Genomic DNA, 4,515 nt, shown 5'->3' with positions numbered 1-4,515 from the left:
AATCCCCCAAAAAATCAAAAAGAAAAATCTCGCTAAATCTTGCTAAATCTCGCTAAATCTCGCTAAATCTCGCTAAATCTCAAATAAAAAGGAAATTATATGGCTATATGCTAATATTTTGGCTCGTATGAGCGTGTTTATATCATTACGATATAATTTAAGTCTAATTAACTTAACGCTCACAGGAACGAAAATATAGGCTTTAAACGATATAACCACATTTAAAAGAAAGGATAATATGCAAACACAAAAAGGTGGCAGACCCACAATTTTACCTAAGATGTATGAAGAACCGCTTTTTAGCCAAATCATTGATAAAATTGAATCAGGCTGTAATGACAGAGAAATCTACACCAGTTTGCATTGTTCGGCTAAAACTTTTAGAAAGTGGCGAGATGACAATATAAAGGCGTATGACGAAGCTAAAAGCATTGCTAGGGGAAATCTATTAGAACTAGCCGAAAGTGCCTTAGCGAGCAAACTGACAGTCAGAACGCTAAAAGAAACAGAAACAATATATGACGCTGACGGAAACGTTGAAAAAGTAAAGGTTAAAGAGAAAGAACTTGATAAAGATAGCTTGGTAGCAATGATGGTTGCTAAGGCTGGAAACCCTGAACTTTATAACCCTACTGAATGGCGGAGATTGCAACAGGAAGAATCAAGTGCTCATGACCTTAAAGCTAAAATTGAAGAACTTGACGACTATAAGCTAAGTAAGTATAAAACGCCAGAAATCAAAGTCCCAGAGGGGTTTGAATGAAAAAATATTGGGTAGTTGAAGACCATTTGGGCGGAGGACTTTATCTGATGTCAGAAAATACTTCAGAAAAAGAATTAGAAGAAGTTGAAGATTATTGTGAGACGTGTGGAGACAACGATTCTATTATTGGTCAGTTTTCAAACTGGAAACAACTTAAAAAAGAAATGACTGATGACGAAGGTTGGTGTCCATATTCAGATGAATATTTGCAATCAGTATTTGAATAGAAAGGGAATGAATGTATTATTTAAATAAAATGTTGGAATACAACAAAGAAAACGGCATTATTATTAATAAGTACATTCGCAAGACTATTCAGAAGCAAATACGTATTCATAACAAATATATTTATCGCTATGACCGTGTTACGCAAGCTATTGAATGGATAGAAGACAACTTCTACCTGACTACTGGTAACCTGATGAAAATTGAGCTACTTCCAACACAAAAATGGTGGTATGAGTTAATGTTAGGCTATGATATGGTTGATGAAAAAGGTGTTCAAGTCAACCTAATTAATGAGATTTTTCTTAATTTAGGCCGTGGATCAGGTAAGTCTAGTTTAATGGCTACGCGCGTGCTTAACTGGATGATTTTAGGCGGACAATATGGCGGAGAAAGTCTAGTTATTGCATACGATAATACACAGGCTAGACACGTATTTGACCAAGTTAGGAATCAAACGGAAGCAAGTGATACATTAAGAGTGTACAATGAAAACAAGATTTTCAAGAGTACAAAACAAGGGCTAGAATTTACGTCTTTCAAAACCACTTTTAAAAAGCAAACAAATGATACTTTACGAGCGCAAGGTGGTAACAGTTCCCTTAATATATTTGATGAAGTCCATACCTATGGCGAGGATATAACACTGTCAGTTAATAAAGGTTCACGTCAAAAACAAGATAACTGGCAAAGTATTTACATCACTTCTGGCGGACTTAAACGCGACGGACTTTATGATAAACTTGTTGAACGATTCAAATCAGAAGAAGAATTTTACAATGATAGGTCATTCGGCTTGCTTTACATGCTAGAAAATCATGAGCAGGTCAAAGATAAAAAGAATTGGACTATGGCTTTACCACTTATTGGCAATGTTCCTAAGTGGTCAGGAGTTATTGAGGAGTACGAGCTTGCGCAAGGAGACCCAGCGTTACAGAATAAGTTCTTAGCGTTTAATATGGGCTTACCTATGCAGGATACAGCTTACTACTTCACTCCGCAAGACACTAAACTAACAGACTTTAATTTATCTGTATTTAATAAAAATAGAACTTATGTCGGACCTATCCTTAATTGGCGATTTAACCGCTGTATCGTTCGTTTGTGAGTTAGAGGGTAAAACTTACAGCCATACGCTAACTTTCTCTGTACGGTCTCAATATGAGCAACTGGACACAGAACAACAAGAGTTATGGACTGAATTCGTTGACAGAGGCGAACTAATCTTACTTGATACGGAATACATCAATGTGAACGACTTAATACCGCATATTAATGACTTTAGAACCAAAACAGGGTGCAGACTTAGAAAAGTCGGATACGACCCAGCTCGCTATGAAATTTTAAAAGGGCTGATTGAGCGTTATTTCTTTGACAAAGATGGAGACAACCAAAGAGCAATTCGACAAGGTTTCTCAATGAGTGACTATATCAAGCTATTAAAATCTAAGTTAGCGGAAAATAAACTTATCCATAACCAAAAAGTCATGCAGTGGGCTTTAAATAATACTGCTGTTAAAATCGGACAAAATGGGGACTATATGTATACTAAAAAACTTGAAAAAGATAAAATTGACCCTACTGTTGCTTTGACAATGGCTTTAGAAATGGCGGTGTCAGATGAAGTATAATGTTGACACAGTTCGAGAAAGTGGTTGGTATAATAAAAAAGAATGGTTGGCTGTCCGTGATTATGTAAGACAACGTGATAAGATGACTTGCGTAAGATGTGGCGCATTCGGTGCTAAAAAATACGAAGTAGACCATATTATAGAACTAACTTGGGAAAATCTTGATGATTGGAAAATAGCGCTGAACCCTGATAACCTACAACTCCTTTGTAAGTCTTGCCATAACAAGAAGACAAGCGAGTATAAACGTGGGAAAGGTGTGAGTTTATGGTAGAAAGGGGAAAAATTGAACTTATTCGGAAAAGTGGTATCATTTTCACGTGGAAAGCTAAACAATGATACTCAAAGAGTTACAGCGTGGCAAAACGAAGCGGTAGAATATACAAGTGCCTTTGTGACTAACATTCATAATAAAATCGCTAATGAAATAACAAAAGTAGAATTTAATCATGTTAAATATAAAAAGTCTGATGTTGGTTCTGATACTTTGATTAGTATGGCAGGTTCTGACTTAGACGAGGTTCTAAACTGGAGTTCTAAGGGCGAACACAATAGCATGGAGTTTTGGCAGAAAGTAATTAAAAAGTTGCTATGCACGCGCTATGTTGACCTGTACCCTATATTTGATAGTGAAACAGGAGATCTATTAGACCTACTATTTGCTAACGATAAAAAAGAATATAAACCTGAAGAATTAGTAAGGCTTATCAGTCCTTTTTATATCAATGAGGATACAAGTATTTTAGATAATGCTCTAGCTAGTATTCAAACTAAGCTGGAACAAGGTAAATTGCGTGGCTTGTTGAAAATTAATGCCTTTCTTGATATTGATAATACGCAAGAGTATCGAGAAAAAGCCTTAACAACAATAAAGAACATGCAAGAGGGTTCGAGTTACAATGGTTTGACACCAGTTGATAACAAGACGGAAATTGTAGAACTTAAAAAAGATTATTCCGTTTTAAACAAAGATGAAATTGACCTTATTAAATCGGAACTTTTGACAGGCTACTTTATGAATGAAAATATTTTGCTTGGTACTGCTACGCAAGAACAACAAATTTATTTTTATAACTCTACTATCATTCCTTTACTGATTCAACTTGAAAAGGAACTGACTTATAAACTGATTTCAACAAACCGCAGACGAGTAGTTAAGGATAATTTATATTATGAACGCATAATCGTAGATAACCAGCTATTCAAGTTTGCAACTTTGAAAGAATTAATTGACTTGTATCACGAAAATATCAACGCTCCTATTTTTACACAGAATCAACTTCTTGTTAAAATGGGCGAGCAACCAATCGAGGGCGGAGATATTTATGTCACAAACCTTAACGCAGTTGCTGTTAAAAACCTAAGTGATTTACAAGGCAATAGAAAGGACGTAACAAGCACAGATGAAACTAATAACCAATAGTGCTGAAATTAAAGTAACTGAAAACGAGGACGGTTCTAAGTCGTTCCAAGGCATTGGTTCAGAAGTTGGCGTAGAGAATCGTAACGGTATTATCTTGACCCCTAACTGCATTGAGTTTGCTAGAGAACGATATCCATTGCTATATGAACACGGAGCTGGATCTAGTGAAGTAATTGGGGACGCGAAAGTTTATTATGACTTAGCTTCTAATAAATACCTGACTGACTTTACGCTTTACGACAATGCACCAAACATTAACAAAGCTGTGGAAAATGGAGCGTTTGATTCACTATCAATTGCCTATTACATTACAGATTATGAGTTTAATGAAAATGATGCTCTAGTTGTAAATAAAGCACAGTTTAAAGAGATTTCTCTTGTTTCAGTACCAGCTGACCCTAACGCAAAGTTTATTCAAAATGCATTGGGCGAAGAACTCACAGAAGAACGTAACAAAATTATTGAAAGCCGTA

General features: G+C 35.8%; 7 protein-coding genes. All 7 read left to right on the top strand.

What is annotated here, in order from left to right; translation table 11 throughout:
- The first annotated feature begins 238 nt into the window (after positions 1-238).
- Positions 239-763, top strand: coding sequence for a bacteriophage terminase small subunit (locus QR64_RS25590; RefSeq protein ID WP_036853255.1), 525 nt, complete (start codon positions 239-241; stop codon positions 761-763).
- Positions 760-990: a hypothetical protein gene (locus QR64_RS25585; protein WP_036853254.1), complete on the top strand. Its 231-nt coding sequence runs from the start codon at positions 760-762 to the stop codon at positions 988-990. Before QR64_RS25590 ends, QR64_RS25585 begins: the two co-directional genes overlap by 4 nt.
- A gap of 29 nt (positions 991-1,019) precedes the next feature.
- Positions 1,020-2,096, top strand: coding sequence for a terminase large subunit domain-containing protein (locus tag QR64_RS28645; protein ID WP_200886483.1), 1,077 nt, complete (start codon positions 1,020-1,022; stop codon positions 2,094-2,096).
- Positions 2,044-2,619: a terminase TerL endonuclease subunit gene (locus QR64_RS28640; RefSeq protein ID WP_200886482.1), complete on the top strand. Its 576-nt coding sequence runs from the start codon at positions 2,044-2,046 to the stop codon at positions 2,617-2,619. Before QR64_RS28645 ends, QR64_RS28640 begins: the two co-directional genes overlap by 53 nt.
- A complete protein-coding gene (locus tag QR64_RS25575; RefSeq protein ID WP_036853146.1) occupies positions 2,609-2,893 on the top strand; it encodes an HNH endonuclease in 285 nt (94 codons plus the stop codon). Before QR64_RS28640 ends, QR64_RS25575 begins: the two co-directional genes overlap by 11 nt.
- Positions 2,894-2,905: 12 nt before the next feature.
- Positions 2,906-4,042: a phage portal protein gene (locus QR64_RS25570; protein WP_036853147.1), complete on the top strand. Its 1,137-nt coding sequence runs from the start codon at positions 2,906-2,908 to the stop codon at positions 4,040-4,042.
- Positions 4,023-4,515 (top strand): HK97 family phage prohead protease (locus tag QR64_RS25565; RefSeq protein WP_039584505.1); only part of this gene is annotated, 493 nt, incomplete at its 3' end. The genes QR64_RS25570 and QR64_RS25565, both read left to right, overlap by 20 nt.

The sequence above is a fragment of the Rhodococcus sp. Chr-9 genome, from assembly GCF_000801125.1.
GTDB classification, from domain to species: Bacteria; Actinomycetota; Actinomycetes; order Mycobacteriales; family Mycobacteriaceae; genus Rhodococcus; species Rhodococcus pyridinivorans.
Note: the sequence above shows the minus strand (reverse complement) of the source record. Positions and strands in the feature narration are given on the sequence as shown.